18 protein-coding genes are annotated in these 20,622 nt (G+C 74.3%); 13 read left to right on the top strand and 5 right to left on the bottom strand.

Going from position 1 to position 20,622, the window contains the following annotated elements:
- Positions 1–37: 37 nt before the first annotated feature.
- The 3 genes from ACFY0X_RS01100 to ACFY0X_RS01090 form a co-directional block, all read right to left on the bottom strand.
- Positions 38–1,057, bottom strand: a complete 1,020-nt coding sequence (locus ACFY0X_RS01100; protein WP_387747420.1) for an alcohol dehydrogenase catalytic domain-containing protein — start codon at positions 1,055–1,057, stop codon at positions 38–40.
- Positions 1,058–1,078: 21 nt separating this feature from the next.
- A complete protein-coding gene (locus ACFY0X_RS01095; RefSeq protein WP_387747418.1) occupies positions 1,079–2,311 on the bottom strand; it encodes a cytochrome P450 in 1,233 nt (410 codons plus the stop codon).
- A gap of 89 nt (positions 2,312–2,400) precedes the next feature.
- Positions 2,401–3,579 carry an acyl-CoA dehydrogenase family protein gene (locus tag ACFY0X_RS01090; protein WP_387747416.1) on the bottom strand — a complete coding sequence of 393 codons (1,179 nt, stop codon included), beginning with the start codon at positions 3,577–3,579 and terminating at the stop codon, positions 2,401–2,403.
- Between the two features lie 261 nt (positions 3,580–3,840).
- On the opposite strand from ACFY0X_RS01090, the gene ACFY0X_RS01085 reads away from it, so the two are divergent.
- The 11 genes from ACFY0X_RS01085 to ACFY0X_RS01035 all read left to right on the top strand — a co-directional run bounded on the left by ACFY0X_RS01085 (position 3,841) and on the right by ACFY0X_RS01035 (position 16,193).
- The gene (locus ACFY0X_RS01085; RefSeq protein ID WP_387747414.1) at positions 3,841–4,254 is read left to right on the top strand and encodes an SgcJ/EcaC family oxidoreductase; all 414 of its coding nucleotides are present in this window, start codon (positions 3,841–3,843) and stop codon (positions 4,252–4,254) included.
- Between the two features lie 83 nt (positions 4,255–4,337).
- Entirely contained in the window at positions 4,338–5,495 is a 1,158-nt protein-coding gene (locus ACFY0X_RS01080) for an epoxide hydrolase family protein (RefSeq protein WP_387747412.1), read from the top strand.
- A gap of 82 nt (positions 5,496–5,577) precedes the next feature.
- Positions 5,578–7,167, top strand: a complete 1,590-nt coding sequence (locus ACFY0X_RS01075) for a PQQ-binding-like beta-propeller repeat protein (protein ID WP_387747410.1) — start codon at positions 5,578–5,580, stop codon at positions 7,165–7,167.
- A gap of 657 nt (positions 7,168–7,824) precedes the next feature.
- A complete protein-coding gene (locus tag ACFY0X_RS01070) occupies positions 7,825–9,108 on the top strand; it encodes a PQQ-dependent sugar dehydrogenase (RefSeq protein ID WP_387747408.1) in 1,284 nt (427 codons plus the stop codon).
- A 38-nt stretch (positions 9,109–9,146) separates the two neighbouring features.
- On the top strand, positions 9,147–10,313 hold the full coding sequence (locus tag ACFY0X_RS01065) for an inositol-3-phosphate synthase (RefSeq protein ID WP_387747406.1): 1,167 nt from the start codon (positions 9,147–9,149) through the stop codon (positions 10,311–10,313).
- A complete protein-coding gene (locus ACFY0X_RS01060) occupies positions 10,310–11,236 on the top strand; it encodes an SCO3242 family prenyltransferase (protein ID WP_387747404.1) in 927 nt (308 codons plus the stop codon). The genes ACFY0X_RS01065 and ACFY0X_RS01060 overlap by 4 nt, the downstream gene beginning before the upstream one ends.
- Positions 11,233–12,132 (top strand): sugar phosphate isomerase/epimerase family protein, encoded by a 900-nt coding sequence (locus ACFY0X_RS01055; RefSeq protein ID WP_387747402.1) that lies wholly within the window; start codon positions 11,233–11,235, stop codon positions 12,130–12,132. Before ACFY0X_RS01060 ends, ACFY0X_RS01055 begins: the two co-directional genes overlap by 4 nt.
- Positions 12,129–12,836, top strand: coding sequence for an EboA domain-containing protein (locus tag ACFY0X_RS01050; RefSeq protein WP_387747400.1), 708 nt, complete (start codon positions 12,129–12,131; stop codon positions 12,834–12,836). Before ACFY0X_RS01055 ends, ACFY0X_RS01050 begins: the two co-directional genes overlap by 4 nt.
- Positions 12,833–13,693 (top strand): TatD family hydrolase, encoded by an 861-nt coding sequence (locus ACFY0X_RS01045; protein WP_387747398.1) that lies wholly within the window; start codon positions 12,833–12,835, stop codon positions 13,691–13,693. Before ACFY0X_RS01050 ends, ACFY0X_RS01045 begins: the two co-directional genes overlap by 4 nt.
- Complete coding sequence (gene eboE, locus ACFY0X_RS01040) at positions 13,690–14,808, top strand: metabolite traffic protein EboE (protein ID WP_387747396.1); 1,119 nt, start codon at positions 13,690–13,692, stop codon at positions 14,806–14,808. The genes ACFY0X_RS01045 and eboE overlap by 4 nt, the downstream gene beginning before the upstream one ends.
- Positions 14,805–16,193 carry an alkaline phosphatase family protein gene (locus ACFY0X_RS01035; RefSeq protein ID WP_387747394.1) on the top strand — a complete coding sequence of 463 codons (1,389 nt, stop codon included), beginning with the start codon at positions 14,805–14,807 and terminating at the stop codon, positions 16,191–16,193. The genes eboE and ACFY0X_RS01035 overlap by 4 nt, the downstream gene beginning before the upstream one ends.
- Positions 16,194–16,199: 6 nt before the next feature.
- Here the strand turns inward: ACFY0X_RS01035 and ACFY0X_RS01030 are convergent, their stop codons facing one another.
- Entirely contained in the window at positions 16,200–17,450 is a 1,251-nt protein-coding gene (locus ACFY0X_RS01030) for an RNA polymerase sigma factor (protein WP_387747392.1), read from the bottom strand.
- A 4-nt stretch (positions 17,451–17,454) separates the two neighbouring features.
- Positions 17,455–17,817: a YciI family protein gene (locus ACFY0X_RS01025; protein ID WP_387747390.1), complete on the bottom strand. Its 363-nt coding sequence runs from the start codon at positions 17,815–17,817 to the stop codon at positions 17,455–17,457.
- Positions 17,818–18,028: 211 nt separating this feature from the next.
- Here ACFY0X_RS01025 and ACFY0X_RS01020 point away from each other — a divergent pair, with 211 nt between their 5' ends.
- Both ACFY0X_RS01020 and ACFY0X_RS01015 read left to right on the top strand, forming a co-directional pair.
- Positions 18,029–19,621, top strand: a complete 1,593-nt coding sequence (locus tag ACFY0X_RS01020; protein WP_387747388.1) for an MFS transporter — start codon at positions 18,029–18,031, stop codon at positions 19,619–19,621.
- A 144-nt stretch (positions 19,622–19,765) separates the two neighbouring features.
- The gene (locus tag ACFY0X_RS01015) at positions 19,766–20,410 is read left to right on the top strand and encodes a dihydrofolate reductase family protein (protein ID WP_387747386.1); all 645 of its coding nucleotides are present in this window, start codon (positions 19,766–19,768) and stop codon (positions 20,408–20,410) included.
- The last annotated feature ends 212 nt before the right edge of the window (positions 20,411–20,622 follow it).

The following is a 20,622-nucleotide window of genomic DNA, read 5'->3' as shown; positions in this document are numbered from 1 at the left end:
GGTACGCATGCGTTCACATCGGGGCTGTGACGGTTCGTCAGGCGTAGGTCACGACCGCGCGGAAGCGCGCCTCGCCCCGGTCGGCCCGCTCGACGGCCTCGGCGACCCGCTCCTTGGGGAAGGTCTCGATCATCGGCGTGACGGCGCCGGACGCGACCAGGTCCAGCGCCTCGGTGAGCTGGTCCAGGCCGTTGTGGGTGGCGCCGATCACCTGCTGGCGCTGCGCCCAGAACGGGCTGGTGGGCGGGATCGTGAAGGAGTCGACCGGGTCGATCGTGGCGAGCACGATCCGGCCGTTCGGCCGCAGCCCCTGGAGGGAGTCGGTGGCCGCCCGATAGGAGGTGCCGGTCACCAGGACGACGTCGGCGCCGCCCGCCGCCCGCAGCTGCTCGCCGTCGGCGACCACGTGGTCGGCCCCGAGCGTGCGGGCCAGCCCGTGCTTGTCCGGCGAGCGGGTGACGGCCACCGTCTCGAACCCGGCGGCGTGGGCGAACTGCACGGCGAGGTGGCCGAGTCCGCCGATCCCGAGGACCGCGACCCGCTCGTGCGGCTCGGGGTTGGCGGCACGCAGCGCGCTCCACGCGGTGTACCCCGCGCACAGCACCGGCGCGGCGGCCTCGTACGAGAGGGCGTCCGGCAGCAGCACCGTGCTCCCGGCCGCCACCGCGACGTACTCCGCGTGGCCGCCCTGGACGGTGAGGCCGCTCATCACCGACTCCGGGCAGTTCATCCCGGACTGCCCGGTGAGCGGGAGGTTGAGCCGGCAGTAGTCGCACCGGCCGCAGGTCGCCTGCACCCAGGTGGTGCCGACCCGGTCGCCGACCCGGCGGGTGGTCACTCCCGGGCCGACCTCGACGACCTCGCCGGCGGCCTCGTGGCCGACCACCACCGGGTCGAGCGGCGGGAAGGGGAAGACGCCCTGGCTGACCCAGAGGTCGTTGTGGCAGAGCCCGCAGGCGTGGACCCGGATCAGCACCTGGCCCGGACCTGCCTTGGGGGTGGGGACCTCGCGCAGTTCCCAGCGCGCCTTGGCCTCGGGTACGACGGCAGCCCACATCAGGCCGGCCTCCCTTTCGTGTCAGCGGGTTCGCGGCGTGAGGCGGACCGGGAGGGTCTGCACGCCGTTCATGATGAAGGTGACCTGCGGCTCCAGTTCCCCGGCGGGGACGGCGAGTTCGAGGTCGGGGAAGCGGTCGAACAGCGCGGCGAGGGCGATCTCGGCCTCCATCCGGGCCAGCGGCATGCCGATGCAGCGGTAGACGCCGTGGCCGAAGGAGAGGTGCTCCTTGTCCGGCCGGGTGGCGTCGAAGGCGGCCGCGCTGTCGCCGTGCACGGCGCGGTCGCGGCCCACCGCCGCGAAGTTGATCAGGACCGGTTCGCCCTTGGGGATGACGACGCCGCCGAGCTCGATGTCCTCCACCGCGAAGCGGAACGGCAGGTGGGCGACCGGCGCCTCGACCCGCAGGGTCTCCTCGATCACGTCCGCCCAGCTCACCGCACCGCTGCGGAGCAGCGCCAGCTGCTCGGGGTGGGTGAGCAGGGCCCGGGTCGCGTTGGCGAGCAGGTTCATCACCGGCTCGGTGCCGGTGGCGAGCAGCAGGTGCAGGGTGCCGACGAGTTCGGAGTCGTTCAGCCGGGAGCCGTCCTCCTCCTGGGCCTGGACCAGGTCGCTGGTCAGGTCGTCCCCGGGGCCGCGGCGCTTGGACTCGACGAACTCCGTCATCTCCCGGTGCCACTGCTCGACGTTGGCCGCCGACTCCTCCGGGGTGAGGGTGGTGTCGATGTTCGCCTCGCCGCCGCGCAGCATCTGCGCGCGGTCCTCGGCCGGCACGCCGAACAGGTCGCAGATCACCCGGGCGGGCATCGGGCGGGCGAAGCGGGCCTTGAGGTCCACCACCTCGCCGGGCGCGCAGCGGTCCAGTTCGTCCAGCAGTTCCTCGACGGCCTTCTCGACCTCGGCCCGCATGGCCTCGACCCGGCGCGGGGTGAAGGCCCCGGCGGTCAGCTTGCGCAGCCGGGTGTGGTCGGCGCCGTACCGGGTGGTGAGGTTGTCCATCAGCACCCAGCCGATCAGCGGGAAGTCCTCGCCGATCCGGCCCTCGGCGAAGGCCGTCCAGTGCTGCCGCGGGTCCTTGGACAGCCGGTGGTCGGTCATGGCCTGTCGGGCGATCTCGTGGTCGGTGATCGACCAGGCGAGCACGCCGCCGGGCAGTTCGATGCGGGCGACCGGGCCGTTCGCCCGGATCCGGGCGGCCTCGCCGTGGATGTCGTGTCCGGCGGGGTCGATGACGACGGGTTCGGGGATTGCCATGGTGGGCCTCCGGCGGTCGGTGGGAACGGTGGGAGGGGCACGCCGGGGACAGGGCCGCCGGCGGGCGGCCCTGTACCGCGGAGCATCGGCTACAGGTAGAGGGTGTTGGGCCCGAGGCCGCAGGCGACCCGCCCGTACAGTTCGAGGTTGGTGTTGGGGTGCAGGATGCCGTGCAGGTTGAGGGTCTGGACGTCCCGCTCGATGCGCTGGATCGGCACCGTGGTGTAGATCGAGGAGCCGCCGCTGGCGGTGTTGAGGATGTCCACCGCTTCCTTGGTGCGCGCGCAGACCGCGCCGAGGTCGAGCCGGATCCGGGCCCGCTCCTCCAGGGTCCACTCCTCGCCGGTGGGGCCCTTGGTGTCGAGCAGGGTGGCGGCGCGGTGGGCGTGGAACTCCACCTCGTCGATCCTGGTGATGGCGTCGGCCACCTGGATGTGGGTCACCGGGGCCTCGGCCTGGTTGGCGTACTCGGTGTAGCTGATCTTCCGGCCGGGGAGCCGCTCGAAGAACGCCTCCCGGGCGGCCTTGGCCAGCCCGAGGGCGGGCGCGGCGACCGTGGCGCAGGCGGTGGGCATGAACGGGGCGCGGTAGATGGGCGCCTCGGCGTTCGCCAGGGAGCGGTGCCGGCCCTGGAGCACCGGGACCATCGGCAGCACCCGCGGCTCGGGGACGAACAGGTCGGTGGCGACGGTGGTGACGCTGCCGGAGCCGCGCAGGCCGGTGGTGTGCCAGTCGTCGACGATCTCCAGCTCCGCGAGCGGGACCGCCACCATGATCGGCTGCGGGCCTTCCGGGGTCATCAGCACGGCCGCGTTGGTGTTCCAGGCGCTGTGCAGCGCACCGGAGTTGAAGGTCCACTTGCCGTTCAGCAGCACGCCGCCCTCGACCGGCACGGCGACCGCGGTCGGGCTGAGGATGCCGCTCACCCGGACGTCCGGGTCAGCGAAGACCTCGTCCTGTACCTCGTCCGGGAACAGGCCGGCCATCCAGGAGCTGATCGCGTAGACCGCCGCGACCCAGGCCGTGGAGCCGTCGCCGCGGGCCAGCTCGGCGATCACGTCCACCGCGGTGCGCATGTCGGACTCGTAGCCGCCGTAGCGGACCGGAACCCGCATCCGCAGCAGCCCGGAGTCCCGGAGCGCGGCCAGCGTCTCGTCGGACAGCCGGCGGTGCTCCTCGTGCCACAGCGCGTTCTTCTGCAGCAGCGGCACCAACTCGGCGGCACGGCTCACCAGTTCTTCCCTGGACGGGGATTCCTTGGCTGTCATCTGGACTCCTCCGGAGTGGGCGGCCCGCTCGGAACGGTGGGCCGTCCGGGGGCCGCGGTCGTTGATCGGCCCTGTCGAGGCTGGCAGCCGGGCGGGGTGCCCGCATCTCCCGGATTGCGGCGCACCCGGAGCGCGGCCTGGCCGGGTGCCCGGTCAACCGAGCATCGCAATCGGGGAGTTGTCGCCCTCCGCGGGCTGCTGTGAGGCTGGCCGTCACCCGGCCGCCGTGATCGCGGCCGCGACCAGGAGAAGGAGAGAGCCATGTCCGCCACTCCCCCGTCCCACACCCCCGACGCCGCCGCGCTGCGCGCCGTCCCGGAGCGCATCGTCGCCGCCTGGGCCCAGCACGACGCCGACGGCTTCGCCGAGGTCTTCACCGAGGACGCCACCCTGATCCTGCCCGGCGACGTGTTCCTGACCGGCCGTCAGGCGATCCGCGCCTTCATGACCCAGGCCTTCGCCGGCCCGTTCAAGGGCACCCGGGTCACCGGCGAGCCGGTGTCGGTCCGCCCGCTGGCCGAGGACGTGGCCGTGGTGGTCACCCGGGGCGGCGTGCTGGCCCCCGGGGACACCGAGGTGACGGCCGAGCGCGCGATCCGGGCGACCTGGGTGCTGGCCCGCCAGGGCGGCGACTGGCGGATCGCCTCGTACCAGAACACCCCGATCGCCGCCTGAGACGCGGCCCGCCGCCGGCCCGCCGCCGCCCGCCGCGGCTGCCCGCCCCGGAGACCCGACCGTCCCACCGAGAGGACTTTGACATGCGCCCCTTCCGTATCGACGTCCCGCAGGAAGCCCTCGACGACCTGGACCGCCGGCTCGCGGCGACCCGCTGGCCGGGTGAACTGCCGGGCGTGGGCTGGCAGCGCGGTGTGCCGCTGGGCTACCTGAAGGACCTGGCCGAGTACTGGCGCACCGGCTTCGACTGGCGCAAGGCCGAGGAGCAGCTCAACGCGTTCCCGCAGTTCCTGACCGAGATCGACGGCGTGGACATCCACTTCCTGCACGTGCGCTCGCCGGAGCCGGACGCCATGCCGTTGATCATCACCCACGGCTGGCCCGGCTCGGTGGCGGAGTTCCTCGACGTGATCGGCCCGTTGACCGATCCGCGGGCCCACGGCGGCGACCCCGCCGACGCGTTCCACCTGGTCATCCCCTCGCTGCCCGGCTACGGCTTCTCCGGCCGCCCCCGGGAGACGGGCTGGGACACCGCCCGGGTCGGCCGGGCCTGGGCCGAGCTGATGCGCCGGCTCGACTACGACCGGTACCTCGTCCAGGGCGGCGACTGGGGCATGCCGATCTCGCTCCGGCTCGGCCTGGCCGATCCGGCGCACGTCGCGGGCGTCCACCTCAACATGCTCGCCACCTTCCCGCCGCAGGACCCGGCCGAGTTCGCGGACCTGGACGAGGCGGACCGGGCCCGGCTGGAGTTCGCCGCGCACTTCGAGCAGGACGGGGCCGGCTGGCGGAAGATCCAGTCCACCCGCCCGCAGACGATCAGCTACGCTCTGACCGACTCGCCGGTCGGCCAACTCGCCTGGATCGTCGAGAAGTTCAAGGAGTGGACGGCCGCCGACACGGCTCCGGAGGACGCCGTGGCCCGCGACCGGCTGCTGACCAACGCCGCGATCTACTGGTTCACCGCCTCCGCGGGCTCCAGCGCCCAGCTCTACTACGAGTCCAACCGGCTGGACTCCGAGTTCGTCGGCACCTGGGCCGGCCCGTGGCAGCTCGCCGCGCCGGTCGGGGTGGCCGTCTTCCCGGAGGACGCCGTCCGGCCGATCCGCCGGTGGGCCGAGCGGATCCTCCCGACCCTCGCCCACTGGTCCGAGTTCGAGCGCGGCGGGCACTTCGCGGCGCTGGAGGAGCCCGGGCTGTTCGTCGGCGACGTCCGGACGTTCGCGCGCCGGGTGCGCTGAGCGCCGTTCCGGGTCACCCTGATCCGGTCCCCTTCGACCAGGCCCGGGGTCGGCAATGACCTTGGGCGGAAAAGGAGTTGAGTTGTCCTTCATCCTGAAGAGCCGCGGCGCCGGGCGGCGCGGTCGCCGCCGGCCCGGCTGGCTGGCGGCCACGGCACTGGCGGCCGCCGCGCTGGCGATCGTGCCCGGCATGGCCGCCCCGGACCTGGCGGCCGCGGGGCCGGAGTCCGCCGCGGACGGCCACGACCGCCGGGTCAACCCACGGGACTGGGCGCTGTCCAACGGCGATCTGACCAACACCCGCAACGTCACCCGGACCCCGATCAACTCGCACAACGTCAAGGACCTCAAGGTCAAGTGGCGGCTGCCGCTGGAGGGGGACCCCACCTTCGCCGGCATCATGGCCTCCAACCCGGTCGTGGTGGGCGACACGGTCTACCTGATCACCCTCAACTCCGACGTCTACGCGGTGGACAAGGAGACCGGGAAGGTCCGCTGGAAGCGCGTGTTCAACAGCCCCTCGGTCGGGCCGAACGGCGTGGCCTACGCGCGCGGGGTGCTCTACGGCACCACCTTCACCGGCGTGTTCGCCCTCGACCCGAGGACCGGCCGGACGCTCTGGGAGCGGGAGCTGATCGCCTCCGGTGCGGGCGGCATCGACGTCGCCCCCCAGGTGTACGAGGACACCGTCGTGGTCAGCACCGTCCCCAACACCTTCGGCCGCTACGTGCCGGGGGCGATGGGGACCATCTACGCGCTGGACACCGCCACCGGGAACCCGCGGTGGAGCTTCAACACGGTCAAGGACGGCGACCTCTGGGGCCACCCGGAGATCAACAGCGGCGGCGGGACGTGGTTCGCGCCGGCCCTGGACGAGCACGGACGGCTCTTCCTCTCCATCGCCAACCCCGCCCCGCTGCCCGGCACCCCCGAGTACCCCAACGGCAGCAGCCGGCCGGGCCCCAACCTCTACACCAACTGCCTGCTGGCCCTGGACGCCAGGACCGGCAAGCTGCTCTGGTACCAGGCGACCGCGCCGCACGACCTGCGCGACTACGACCTCCAGGAACCCCCGATCGTGACCAAGGTCAAGGTCCGCGGCGTGCCCACCGAGATCGTGGTGACGGCGGGCAAGATGGGCAAGGTCTTCGCCTACCGGGCCGACGACGGCACGCCGCTGTGGACCCTGCCGGTCGGCGCCCACCTGAACGACGAGGGCCCGCTGCCGAACACCCCGACCACCGTCCTGCCGGGCATCATCGGCGGGGTGGAGACGCCGATGGCGCTCTCCCGCGGGCGGCTCTTCGTGCCCTGGGTCGACAACCCCGCCAAGCTCGACGCCACCGGCGGGCTGGCGCTGCCCGACTACACCATCGGCCGGGGAGGCCTCACCGCCGCCGACGTGGCGACCGGCAAGGTGCTCTGGCAGCGGGACCTGCCGCAGATGGCGCTGGGCGCCGCCACCGTGGCCAACGACGTGGTGTTCACCTCCACCTTCGACGGCCAGGTCTACGGGTTCGACACCGCCACCGGAGCGACCCTGTGGACGGCCAGGACACCGGCCGGCATCATCTCCTTCCCGGCGGTGAGCGGCAACCTGCTCCTGGTCGGTGCGGGCGCCCCGGCGTTCACGACCAACCCGTCGTTCGAGCTGATCGCCTACTCGCTCTGATCCTCCGTTCGCTCTGACCCCGTTCCGCACACCGCTCCACCGAGCCCGACCACCGACGGCCACCGGCCCGGCGACCCACGCCGCGCCGGTGGCCGTCGTGCGTGCGTTCCGGCCCGCGCCCAGAGCTACGGCCCGAGGTTCTCCCGAGAAATCTCCCGTCGGATGTCGATCCGCGGCCACCGGCTCCGTCTACCAAGTGCCGGGCCTGGACCCCGGCGCGGTCGAGGCCCCCTGCCTCGACAACGGTCACGGTCGCCGGGGACGGAGTGGACGCCCTCCCCGGCGACCGTCGGCCTCGGCCGACAGTCGGGAAGGGAGCCAGCCAGGGACTACCGGGAGTGACTGGAGAGCGGCGGTCCGGACTCCGGCCCACGCGTGGACGGCACCCGCGGACGGCCCGTCACCGATGGGCGGCAGCGCCCGGGCCTTCTCGCGTCGTGCGGTGCCCAGCAGACCCCACGGCCCCGTTCCGAGCCACCCTCCATGGCCTTCACACACCGCCTGACCTGCGCGTTCCCCAGCCGTGCCGATCGCCGCACGGCCATCGGCGGGCGCTCGGGCGGTTCTTGACCATGCTTCGTGGACGCTGCTACACATCGTCCGTCGCCGACCGTACCGGGGCGGCGGATCTTCTGTGGGCACGACCGTGGAGGAGCCATGGTGCAATCACTCACCGTACTGGCCGATGGGCTCGACTTCCCGACCAGCCTGGCATTCGACGACGAGGGCCGGACGTACCTGGCCGAGTCTGGACTGCCCTTCGGGGGCGCCGCCCCCGGGGGCCGGATCTGGCGTCTGGAGCCGGGGACCGGCACCTCGTCACGCACACTCCTCGCCGACGGCCTGGCCGCCCCGGTGACCGGACTGCTCTGGCACGAGGGCGACCTCTACGTCTCGGAGGGCGGGGCCGGCCGGATCACCCGGATCGGCCCGGACGGGCGGCGGACCGTCATCGTCGACGGCCTGCCGGGGCCCGGCAACTACCACGTCGACATGGCCGTGGCCGGCCCGGACGGGAAGCTGTACTTCGCCCAGGGCGCGATGTCCAACCTGGGGATCATCGGTCTGGACGCCTACGAACTCGGCTGGCTGGGACGGCTTCCGCACTCGTACGACGTCCCCGGCCTGGACATCGAGCTCACCGGTGTCAACGTGACCACGGACGACCCGCTGGCCGGCCGGGCCGGGGCGCGGACCACCACCGGCGCGTTCGTCCCCTTCGGCACCCCGACCCGGGCCGGGCAGCGGATACCGGCCGGACTGCCGTGCAGCGCGGCCGTGCTGCGCTGCGACCTCGACGGCGGCAACCTGGAGCTGGTGGCCTGGGGGATGCGCAACGCCTTCGGCCTGGGCTTCCTGCCCGACGGCCGGCTGCTGGCGGTCGACCAGGGCGCGGACGACCGCGGCAGCCGCCCGATCGGCAACGCCCCCGACCTGCTGTTCGAGGTGCGCGAGGGAGCCTGGTACGGGTGGCCGGACTTCATCGGCGGCATCCCGGTGACGGACCCGGCGTTCAAGCCCACCCGCGGCCCGCAGCCGACCTTCCTGCTCGCCAACCACGACGAGCTCCCGCCGCCCGAGCGGCCGGTGCTCGACTTCGAGTCGCACGTCGCGGCTACCAAGTTCGCCGTGGCGCCGCCGAGTTCGCCGCTGGCCGGACGGCTGGTGGTCACCCTGTTCGGGGACGAGGCGCCGATGACCCTGCCGCCGGGCGGCCCCCAGCTGGGGCGCGACCTGCTGCTGGTCGACCCCTCCGACTGGTCCACCCGGGGGCTGCCGTCCGGTCCCGAGCTGCACCGGCCGATCGACGTCGGCTTCGCCCCGGGCGACGACGCGCTGCTGATCCTGGACTTCGGCGAGTTCGAGATGACCGACCACGGCGTCGAGTCCCGCCCGGGCACCGGCCGGCTCTGGCGCTGGGCGGGCTGGGACCAGTCGTAGGACCAGTCACCTCCGCCTCACCGAAAGGGAGTTGAACCATGGCAGGCAGGACCGGACTATGGCTGATCGGCGGCCGGGGGTCGGTGGCCACCACCGCGGTCTGCGGGCTCGCCGCGTTGCGGGCCGGGCTCGCCCCGGCGACCGGCAGCGTCAGCGAACGGCTCGACCTCGACCCGGGCGTCTTCCCCGGCTGGTCCGAGCTGGTCACCGGCGGCCACGACGTCGTCCCCACCCCGCTGGGCAAGCGGGCGGAGGAGCTCGCCGCCGCGGGGGTGCTGCCCGCCTGGCTCCCGTCGGCGGTCGCCGGGGAACTCGCGGCCACCGACCGGGAGATCCGCCGCGGCCACGACCCGGCCGACGACACCCCGGCCACCCAGGCCGAGGCGGCGGCCCGGCTCGCCGCCGACCTCGCGGACTTCCGGCGCTCCCACGGCCTGGAGCGGGTCGTGGTCGTCAACGTCTCCTCCACCGAGCCCCCGCTCCCGCCCCGGCCCGAGCACGCCGACCTGGCCGCCCTCGACGACGCCCTCGCCCGGCCGGGCCAGCGGGTGCTCGGCCCGGCCGCCCTCTCCGCGTACGCCGCGTTCTCGGCCGGCTGCCCCTACGTCGACTTCACCCCGTCGCCCGGCCTGCGCATCCCGGCGGTCACCGAGCTGGCCGACCGGCACGGCCTGCCGTACGCGGGCTGCGACGGCAAGACCGGCGAGACCCTGCTGCGCAGCGCGCTGGCGCCGATGTTCACGGCCCGCGGGCTGCGGGTGCGGTCCTGGTCGGGGACCAACCTGCTCGGCGGCGGGGACGGCGCCAACCTGGGCGTGGCCGGACGGGCGCGGGGCAAGCTGGAGTCCAAGGCCCGCGGTCTGGCCGCGCTGCTCGGCGGGGACGTCACCGCGCCGCTGCACATCGACCACGTGCCCGACCTCGGCGAGCGCAAGGTCGCCTGGGACCACGTCTCCTTCGAGGGCTTCCTCGGCACCCCGATGAGCCTCCAACTGACCTGGGACGGCTACGACTCGACGCTGGCCGCGCCGCTGGTCCTCGACCTCGCCCGGCTGGTCGCCGGTGCGCACGCGGCCGGGATCTCCGGGCCGCTCGGCGCGCTGGCCTTCTTCTTCAAGGACCCGCTCGGCAGCGACGAGCACCGGCTCGCCCGGCAGGAACAGGACCTGGTGTCCTGGACGCGGCGGATCGCGGTGGCCCGATGAGGGTCGCCCTGCGCCCGTGGCTCGACCTGGTCCGGGCACCGGCCGCGCTCACCGTCCTCGGGGACACCGTGGCCGGCGCGGTGGCGGCCGGCCGGCCGCTGCGCGGCCGACGGCTGGCCCTGCCGCTCGCCTCCGTCGCCCTGTACTGGTCGGGGATGGCGTTGAACGACTGGGCGGACCGCGACGTCGACGCGCTGGAGCGCCCCGAGCGCCCCATCCCCTCCGGCCGGATCGCGCCCGGGACCGCGCTCGCGGCGGCCGCCGGGCTCGGCGCCACCGGGCTGGCCCTGGCCGGCCTCGCCGGCGGCGCCGACGCGCTGCGGATCGCCGTCCCGCTCACCGCGGCGGTGTGGGCCTACGACACGGTGCTGAAGCCGACCCCGGCCGCTCCGCTGGGCATGGCGGCCTGCCGCGGCCTGGACGTCCTGCTCGGCGCCGGATCCGGGCACTGGCGGGCGGCCGGCGTCCCGGCGCTGGCGCTGGCCACCCACACCCTGGGCGTCACCGCGCTGTCCCGCGGCGAGGTCCACGGCGGCCGCCCGGCCGACACCCGGCTGGCGCTGGCCGCCACCGTGGCCACCACCCTGCTGACCGACGCCGGCCGGGCCGCCTCGGCCCGGCACCGCACGGCCGCGGCGCTCTGCGCGCTGGGGTACGCGGCCACCACCGGCACCGCCCAGCTCGCCACCGCCCCGGCCCGCCCCACCGCGGCGGCGCCGCACCGCACGGCGGCGCCGCACCGGACCGCGGAGGCCGACCGCACCGCCGTCGCGGTCCGGACCGCGACGGTGGCCGGGATCCACGGCATGCTGCCGCTGCAGGCCGCACTGGCCGCACGGCGGGGTTCGCTGCCGGCCGCCGCCCTGGTGCTGGCCGCCCTGCCGCTGGCCCGCCGGCTGTCCGCCCGCAGGAGCCCGACGTGAGCGCGATCGCCATCGGGTACGGCACCAACGGGTTCGCCAACCACCGGCTGGACGACGCGATCCGGGTCATCGCCGACCTGGGCTACACGTCGGTCGCCCTCACCCTCGACCACCACCACCTCGACCCGTTCGGCCCGGACCTGGCCAGCGAGACCGACCGGCTCGCGGCGCTGCTCTCCTCGTCGAAGCTGCGCTGCGTGGTCGAGACCGGCGCGCGCTACCTGCTGGACCCCTACCGCAAGCACCACCCCACGCTGGTGTCCGAGGACGCCCGGCCGAGGATCGACTTCCTGCTGCGCGCCGTCCGGATCGCCGAGTCGCTCGGCGCCGACTGCGTGTCCTTCTGGTCCGGGGTGAGCGAGCCCGGGGCGGACCGCCGGACCAACCGCGCACGGCTGGTCGAGCACCTCGCCCCGGTCCTGGCCGAGGCGGGGCGCCGGGCCGTACGGCTCGGCCTGGAGCCCGAGCCCGGCATGGTCGTCCAGCACCTCGACCAGGCGCTCGACCTGCGCCGCGAACTCGGCGAGCCCGAGGCCCTCGGCATCACCCTCGACGTCGGGCACTGCGTGGCCGTGGAGCCGGTGGACGCCGCGCGGTGCGTCCGGCAGGCGGCCGGGCTGCTGGTCAACGTCCAACTGGACGACATGCTCCCGGGCGTCCACGAGCACCTGGAGTTCGGACAGGGGCGGCTCGACCTCGCCGCGACGCTGGCCGCCCTCGACGGGATCGGCTACACCGGCGTCGCGGCGGTCGAACTGCCCCGGCACAGCCATGCCGCGCCGCAGACCGCACGGACGGCCCTGGCGGCGATACGCCGGGCCCAGGAGACCGTTTCCGTTCCGCCGGCGCACACGGGTGCACCGGCGTCGTCCACGATCGGAGACCGCCAGTCATGACCAACCCAGAGCACCACCGCTGGCTCGAAACCAGCGTCTACGGCGGGAGCTGGCCGGTGCCGCCGGCGGACCCGGAGGACGACTGGCCGACCCGCGCCGAGCGCCGGGTCCGCGAGTGGCCCGGCACCGTCCACCAGGAGTTCCCGCTGGCCGGCCGGATGGTCGGCCGCGACCCGGTCCGGCCGGACGCCGACCCGCAGGGGCTGGTGCACGGCACGGTCGACGACCTGGCCCGGGGCCGGCTGCTCGCGGCGCTGGCCGGGGCCCTGCCCGGGGCGGTCCTGGCGGCCGAGGTCGAGAAGCTCTACCGGCACGGCGACGACGCCGAGCGGCGCGGGGTGCTGCGCGCGCTGCCGGAACTGCCGGACAGCGTGCGACGGCTCGGCCTGGAGCTGGTCGCCGACGGCCTGCGCACCAACGACCCGCGGCTGGTCGCGGCGGCGATGGGCCCCTTCGCGGCCCGGCACCTGCCCCAGGACCAGTGGCGCCACGGCGTGCTGAAGTGCCTGTTCACCGGGGTTCCGCTGGCGGCCGTGGCGGAGCTGGTCGCCCGCACCGACTCCGAACTGCTGCGGATGGCCCGCGACCTGGCCGAGGAACGGCGGGCGGCCGGCCGGGAGATCGACCCCGACCTGCGGGCGCTGCTCGGCATGACCGTCCTGCTGGCACTCGTGCCCCCGCGCCCGGAGGAGGCCCGGTCATGAGGATCTTCGACCCGCACGTCCACATGAGCTCGCGCACCACCGACGACTACCGGGCGATGCGGGCGGCCGGGGTCCGCGCCGTCGTCGAGCCGGCCTTCTGGCTCGGCCAGCCCCGCACCAACCCGGGCTCCTTCACCGACTACTTCGACGGCCTGCTCGGCTGGGAGCGGTTCCGGGCGTCCCGGTTCGGGATCAACCACAACTGCGCGATCGCCCTGAACCCCAAGGAGGCCAACGACCCGCGCTGCGTCGGGGTGCTGGACGTCCTGCCCCGCTACCTCGGCAAGGACGGCGTGGTCGCGGTCGGCGAGATCGGCTACGACTCGATGACCAGGGCCGAGGACGAGGCGTTCGCCCGCCAGCTGGAACTGGCCGTCGACCACGGCCTGCCGGCCCTGGTCCACACCCCGCACCGGGACAAGCACGCCGGCACCCGCCGCACCCTGGACGTGGTCCGGGAGTCCGGCATCGACCCGGGCGCCGTCCTGGTGGACCACCTCAACGAGGTCACCGTGGCCACCGTCGCCGACTCCGGCTGCTGGATGGGCTTCTCCATCTACCCGGACACCAAGATGGACGAGCAGCGGATGGTCGCCGTGCTGAAGGAGTACGGCACCGCCCGGATCCTCGTCAACTCCGCCGCGGACTGGGGTAATTCGGACCCGCTCAAGACCCACCTGGTGGGCCGGGCGATGCTGACGGCCGGCTTCACCGCGGCGGACGTGGACACCGTGCTGTGGCGCAACCCGGTCGAGTTCTACGGCCGGAGCGGGCGGCTGATCCTCGACGAGGAGCTCCGGGCCGACACCGGCACCGCCTCCTTCGCGGGCAACTCGGTGCTCCGGGGCGGCTCGTGAACCGGCTCTGCTACTCCACCAACGTCCATCCGGCCGAGGACCTGCCGGGGATCCTCCGCCAGCTCGACACCTGCGCCGGCCCGATCCGCGAGCGGACCGGCTTCGACCGGCTCGGGCTCGGACTGTGGCTGGCCGCCGACGCCGCGGCCGAACTCGCCGCCGACCCCGCCCTGCTCCGCCGGCTGCGCTCGGAACTGGACGCCCGGAGCCTGTCGGTGCTCGCCATGAACGCCTTCCCGTACGGCGGCTTCCACCGGCGGGTGGTCAAGCACGCGGTGTACCGGCCGGACTGGACCGAACCCGCCCGGGCCCGCTACACCGCCGACTGCGCGACCGTGCTGGCCGGCCTGCTGCCCGAGGACGCCGACGGCGGCAGCGTCTCCACCCTGCCGCTGGCCTGGCGCCGGCCGTGGTCCCCCGCCGCGGACCGGACCGCCGAGGAGGCGCTGCGGCGCACCGCGGCGGCGTTCCGCGCCGTCTCGGACCGGGCCGGCCGGCCGATCCGGCTCGCCGTCGAGCCGGAACCCGGCTGCGTGCTGGACGACGTCGCGGACGCCGTGCGCTGGCTCGCCACCCGGGCGGACCTCGACTTCGTCGGCCTCTGCCTCGACACCTGCCACCTGGCGGTCTCCTTCGCCGACCCGGAGCGGACGGTGGCCGACGCCGAACGGGCCGGCGTGCGGGTGGTCAGGATCCAGGCGTCGGCCGCCCTGCACGTGGACGACCCGGGGGACCCGGCGGCCCGCCGGCTGCTCGCCGACTACGCCGAACCCCGCTACCTCCACCAGGTGCGGGAGTCGGACCGCTCCGGCCGGGTGCTCACCGCCGACGACCTGCCGGAGGCACTGGACCGGCTGCCCGGCCGTGGCCCCTGGCGGGTGCACTTCCACGTGCCGCTGCACGCCCCGCCGCCCGCGCCGCTGAGCGCCACCACCGACGTGCTCCGCCGGGCGGTGGCGGCCGTCCGGGAACGGACGGTGGTCGAGGTCGAGACGTACACCTGGCCGGTGCTGCCCGGCCGGCCGGCCGGGGCCCCGGTCGACGTCCCCGCCGGCACGGCCGCCGAACTCCTGTGGGCCGAACGCGAACTGATCAGCGAAAGGGTGGACGGTTGAAACCCGTGGTCCTGCTGGACGTGGTCGGCCTGACCCCGCGCCTGCTGCCGTACATGCCGAACCTCACCCGGCTCGCCGGGCGCGGCGGGTCCGCCCCGCTGCGCACGGTGCTGCCCGCCGTCACCTGCAGCGTGCAGTCCACGCTGCTCACCGGTCGGCTGCCCGCCGAGCACGGGATCGTCGGCAACGGCTGGTACTTCCGGGACCTCGGCGAGATCCACCTCTGGCGCCAGCACAACCGGCTGGTCCGGACGCCGAAGGTGTGGGAGACCGCGCGCGCCCGGCACCCCGGCTACCGGGTCGCCAACGTCTGCTGGTGGTACGCCATGGGCGCCGCCACCGACCTGCTGGTCACCCCGCGCCCGGTCTACCACGCCGACGGCCGCAAGTCGCCCGACTGCTACACCCGGCCGGCCGGGCTGCGCGACGAACTCACCGCCGAGCTGGGGCCCTTCCCGCTCTTCCAGTACTGGGGCCCGACCGCCGGGATCGCCTCCAGCCGCTGGATCGTCTCGGCGGCCCGCCGGATCCTGCGCACCGAGCGGCCCGACCTGCTGCTGGTCTACGTCCCGCACCTGGACTACGACCTGCAGCGCTTCGGGCCCGACTCCCCGCAGGCCGTGGCGGCGGCCCGGGAGGTGGACGCCGAGCTGGCGCCGCTGCTGGAGCAGGCGGAGGGGGCCGGCGCGAGCGTGGTCGCGCTCAGCGAGTACGGCATCACCCCGGTCCGCCGCCCGGTGGACATCAACCGCGAACTGCGCCGGGAGGGCCTGCTGGAGGTGTACACCCAGGCCGGGATGGAGTACCTGGACCCCTGGGCCTCGCGGGCCTTCGCCGTCGCCGACCACCAGATCGCCCACGTCTACGTCCCCGACGAGGCGGACCTGCCCAAGGTGCGCGACCAGCTGCTCCGGCTCCCCGGCGTGGCCGAGGTGCTGGACCGCGCGGACCAGGCCCGCCACGGCCTCGACCACCCGCGCTCCGGGGAGCTGGTGGCGGTCGCGGCCCCCGACTCCTGGTTCACCTACTACTACTGGCTGGACGACGCGCGGGCCCCCGACTTCGCGCGGTCCGTCGAGATCCACCGCAAGCCCGGCTACGACCCGGCCGAGCTGTTCTTCGACCCGGCGGACCCGTGGGCCAGGGCCCGGGCCGCGGTCGGCCTGGCCCGCAAGAAGCTCGGCCTGCGCCACACCATGAACGTGGTGCCGCTGGATCCGACCTGGGTCCGCGGTTCGCACGGCCGCCTCCCGGACTCGCCCGCCGACGGCCCCGTGCTGATCTGCTCGGACCCGGCCTGGCGGCCCGTCCTCGACGCGGCCGGGGCGATCGGCGCCACCGACGTCCCGGAACTGCTGCTGGGGCTCCAGGGGCTCACCCGCTGACGGCCGTCACCGGTCGTTGAGCGCCTCGGCCCTGGTCTCCAGGTAGCGCCGCTCGGGGATGCTGCCGGTGCGCCGGGCGGCCTCCCGGAAGCTGTTCCGGGCCGCCTCCCGGTCGCCGTTCATCTCCAGCAGGTGGGCGCGGACCGCGGCGAGCCGGTGGTGGTCGGCGAGCCGGCCGTCGGCCTCCAGCGTGGCGAGCAGTTCGAGCCCGGCCGCCGGGCCGAGGGCCATCCCCCGGGCGACGGCGTGGTTGAGGGTCACCATCGGGCCGGGGGACATCTCCTCCAGCACCTCGTACAGCGCCATGATCTGCGTCCAGTCGGTGTCCTCGGCGTGCGCGGCCTCGCCGTGCACGGCCGCGATCGCCGCCTGCACCTGGTACGGCCCGGCCACCATCCGCGGAAGGGTCTCGGCTATCAGCGCCAGCCCCTCCTTCAGCGCGGACTGGTCCCACGCCGAGCGGTCCTGCTCGGCGAGCGGGACGAGGCTGCCGTCCGGCCGGGTGCGGGCCGGCCGGCGGGCGTCGGTCAGCAGCATCAGCGCCAGCAGGCCCGCCACCTCGCCCTCCTCGGGCAGCAGCCGGTGCAGCTCACGGGTGAGGCGGATGGCCTCGCGCGCGAGCTCGGGCTGCAGGAGGTCGGGGCCGCTGGTGGTGGTGTAGCCCTCGTTGAAGATCAGGTAGAGCACCTGGAGCACGACCCCCAGCCGCTCCTTGCGCTCGCTCTGCGGAGGCATCCGGAACGACGACCCGGTGGACTTGATCCGCTGCTTGGCCCGGCTGATCCGCTGGGCCATGGTCGCCTCGGGGACCAGGAAGGCGTGCGCGATCTGCACGGTGGTCAGACCCCCGACGGCCCGGAGGGTCAGCGCGACCTGCGAGCCGGGGGTGAGCGAGGGGTGGCAGCAGAGGAACAGCAGGGTGAGCATGTCGTCCTGCTCGGCCGCCTTCGGCTCCTCGCCCGGGCCGGGCGTCACCGTCTCGTCGGTCGGGGTGAGCGCGGCGGCGGTGGCCTCGCGGCGCTGGCGGGCCTGCTCGCTGCGCAGCCCGTCGATCACCCGGCGGGCGGCCACGGTGATCAGCCAGGCCCGGGGGTTGCCGGGCACGCCCTGGTCGGGCCACTGGACGGCGGCGGCCAGCAGGGCGTCCTGGACGGCGTCCTCGCAGGCGTCGAAGTGCCCGTAGCGGCGGACGACCGCGCCGAGGACCTGCGGTGCGAGCGATCGGAGCAGGTCCTCGACCCGGACGTCACGGTTCATCGGCTCAGCTCTCCGTATCGGCTTCGAAGACGACCTGGCGGACCTCGACGCCCGTGTACCGGGCGTCGGGGATCAGACCCGCCAATTCGATCGCGCGTTCCCTGGACGCGCACTCGACCAGGTAGTACCCGGCCAGGAACTCCTTGCCGGCCAGGTAGGGACCGTCGGAGACCGCGGGCCGGCCGGCGCGGACGCGGACCGTGGCACTGCCGGCCGGGTCGGCGAGGGCTTGGGTCACCACCATCTCACCGGAGTCGAGGATGTTCTGCTGGAACGTGGCGTGTCCGGCAAAGACCTCGTTGCGCTCTCTCTCGGACAAGCCGTCCCAGACTACCGGGTTCATGTGGATCAACAGCATGTACTTCATCTCATCATTCCTTGGTCCCTCGTGCGGCGGACTGGTGCCATGCACCTGAGACGTCGCCGCCGGAGGGCCGCCCTCGACATCCAAGCCGAGATCACGGCGCTCCGCCCGGGTTTCCGGCGCGGACGTCGAGACCGTGTCGCCTGGTCCGACGTACCGGGTGTGACGGCACCCGCGGGTGCCACGTGCCCCGAGAATCCGGAAGGACCCCGCGATGAGCGACACCACACCCCCCAGCGCGCCCGCGCCCCGGGCCGGACGGCGGGAGTGGATCGGGCTGGCCGTCCTCGCCCTGCCCGCCCTGCTGGTCTCCATCGACGTCTTCGTCATGCTGCTGGCCCTGCCCAGCGTGGCGGACGCCCTCGACGCCGGCGGCGTGCAGCAGTTGTGGATCACCGACATCTACTCGTTCATGCTCGCCGGCCTGCTCGTCACCATGGGGTCGCTCGGCGACCGCATCGGCCGGCGCCGGCTGCTGCTGATCGGCGCCGCGGCGTTCGGTGTCGCCTCCGTCGCCTCCGCCTACGCCGTCAGCCCAGGCATGCTGATCGCGGCGCGCGCCCTGCTCGGCGTCGCCGGCGCCACCCTCGCGCCGAGCACCCTCTCGCTGATCACCACCATGTTCCAGGACGCCCGGCAGCGCGGCGCCGCCTTCGGCATCTGGGGCGCCTGCTTCTCGGTCGGCGCCGTCGCCGGTCCGATCATCGGCGGCACCATGCTCGACCACTTCTGGTGGGGCTCGGCCTTCCTGCTCGGCGTCCCCGCGATGGTGCTGCTGCTCGTGCTCGGCCCGGTCCTGCTGCCCGAGTTCCGCGACCCCGACGCCGGGCGCCCGGACCTGATCAGCGTGCTGGAGTCGCTGGCCGCCGTCCTCCCCGCCATCTGGGGCCTGAAGGAGATCGCCAAGGACGGCTGGCAGCCGATGCCGATCGCGGCCGTGCTGGCCGGCATCGGGTTCGGCATCCTCTTCGTCCACCGCCAGCGCCACCTCCCGCACCCGCTGCTGGACCTGGGCCTGTTCGGCCACCGCGCCTTCACCGCGGCGCTGCTCAGCCTGTTCCTCGGCACCATGCTCACCGGCGCGGTGATGTTCTTCGTCACCCAGACCCTCCAACTGCTGTACGGGCGCGACCCGTTCCACGCGGGCCTGTGGATGCTGCCGGCGATCGCCGCCAACACGGTCTCCTTCACCCTGTCCCCCCGGCTCGGCCAGCGCTTCCGTCCGGCGTACCTCATCGGCGGCGGCCTGGTCCTCTGCACGCTCGGCATGCTGGTGATCACCAGGGCGGAGCCCGGGTCCAGCCCAGCGGTGCTGATCACCGGCTTCGCCGTGGTCTTCCTCGGCTCCGGCCCGATGGTCACCCTCGGCATGGGCCTGGTGATGGGATCCGCCCCGGTGGAGAAGGCCGGCTCGGCGGCCGCGCTCAACGAGACCAGCGGCCAACTCGGCTTCGCCCTCGGCGTCGCGGCCCTCGGCAGCGTCGGCGCCGCCGTCTACCGCGGCGCCCTCGACCTGCCGGACGGCCTGCCCGCCGACGCCGTCCGGGCCGCCCGGGACTCCCTCAACGGCGCCCAGGAGGCCGCCCGTTCGCTCTCCGGCCAGCTCGCCGACGCCCTCCTGACCCCCGCCCGGGCCGCCTTCGCCGACGAGCTCCACACCGTGGTCGCCGTCGCCGGCGTCCTGCTGCTCGCCACCGCCGCCCTGGTGACGGCGCTGCTGCGCCACCTGCCGCCCACCGGCCGGCCGCCGGGCGCCGCCGCCGACGGGCACCCGGCGGACCCCGGCACCGCCCCCGCGGCCGGCTGACCGCCCTCCGCACCGCCCGCCCGACGCGGCGATCACCTGTACGGCGTACCGCACCGTGCCCCCGCCTCCGCTCCGGTCGTTGGGGGCGCGGGCGCCCGGTCGTACGGATGCCCGGATCGCCCCACGAGGAAAGGTGCGGAACGCATGTCGCAGCTGGTGTCGGTGCAGTGCTTCAACCTGTCGCGCGACGGGTTCGGGGCCGGCGAGGGACAGTCCCTGGAACGGCCATTCGGCCACGCGGACCCCTCCCCCTTCTTCTCCTGGGCGGGTGCCACCGCGAGCTGGGTGAACCGCACGGACCCCGGCGGCACCCGCGGCCTGGACGACTACCTGACCCGCGACCACGCCCGCCCGCCGGGCGCGGTGATCATGGGACGCAACAAGTTCGGCCCCCAGCGCGGCCCGTGGGAGGACCACGACTGGAAGGGCTGGTGGGGGCCGAACCCGCCCTTCCACGCGCCGGTCTTCGTGCTCACCCACTACGAGCGCCCGTCCTTCACGCTGTCCGACACCACCTTCCACTTCCTCAACGCGACGCCGGCCGAGGCGCTGAAGCACGCGAAGGAGGCCGCCGAGGGCCGGAACGTGCGCATCAGCGGCGGGGTCACCACCGTCCGCGAGTTCATCGACGCCGACCTGGTCGACACCATGCACTTCGCCGTCGCGCCGGTCGACCTCGGCCGCGGGGAGCGGCTCTGGGAGAGCCACACCGAGCTGCTCGACCGCTACCACCTCGACACCGTGCCGAGCCCCAGCGGAGTCACCCACCTCCTGTTCTGGAGGCGGTGACCGGCGGCGCGCACGAACCGCGCGCTCCCCTCCGTACGACCATCGAGAAATAGTGACGGACCGTCACAAACCGCACGGCCGTGGGCGGGGGCCCGCGCCCCCGCCCCCCCCCGCCCCCCCGGCCGGCCCCCCCCCCCCGGGAGCCCCCGGCCCCCCCCCCGTGGGAAAAAAGTTTTTGGAACAAAACCCCCCCGGACGGGAAACAAGCGCGG

It is taken from the genome of Kitasatospora sp. NPDC001547 (assembly GCF_042894165.1).
Taxonomy (GTDB): domain Bacteria; phylum Actinomycetota; class Actinomycetes; order Streptomycetales; family Streptomycetaceae; genus Kitasatospora.
Note: the sequence above shows the minus strand (reverse complement) of the source record. Positions and strands in the feature narration are given on the sequence as shown.